The organism is Aerococcus sp. L_32 (assembly GCF_050689315.1).
Genome location: NZ_JBOEQF010001160.1, coordinates 1 through 580, shown reverse-complemented (window position 1 = coordinate 580; position 580 = coordinate 1). Strand labels below are relative to the sequence as shown.

Annotated in this window: 1 pseudogene; it reads right to left on the bottom strand. The window is 42.8% G+C overall.

What is annotated here, in order from left to right:
* Positions 1–560 (bottom strand): annotated as a pseudogene (locus ACRCJ0_RS18705) (ATP-binding protein); the annotation flags it as partial.
* Between the last annotated feature and the right edge of the window lie 20 nt (positions 561–580).

Genomic DNA, 580 nt, shown 5'->3' with positions numbered 1-580 from the left:
GTCAAAATAATAATACCTGCGATAGTCGCTGTCACACCAGCACCAAATAGGAAGGTCATTGACGACACAAAGTAAGCAATGAGTAAGACAATCCCCATTCCTGCAAGGACACTACCAAATAAGCGGATCCAACGGTCATCTTGTCGGCCATTAGCCTCGAGTTCATCCCGTTCATAAGATAACTGAGTGTATTCATTTTCCAAAGAGCTAGCCTTTTCAGATAAATTTGTCATATCACTTTGGCTATGGTTGTAGAAAATGCGTTTGTTTTCTAATTCTTTGTATCGTTGTTGCCAGTAAGATCTTTCGTCTGCGGTTAATTCATCCGGTAACTCGGCCATTTCTTCAGCACCAAGTAAGGACATTAACCGTTGCTTCTCATAACGACGTTCAATCAATTCTTGACTGAATTCTTCGTTCTGACGCATACGGTCTCTAAAGGCACGGGCTTCAACCACCATTTGTTCACTGACATTTGGATGGTTCACAATCCAGTCCATACCAGATGAATTGCCGGCAGCATTTTGCTCATCGGCTTCTAGCCCGTCATTTTCGTCCATTAATTCGGCCAATTGTTGGT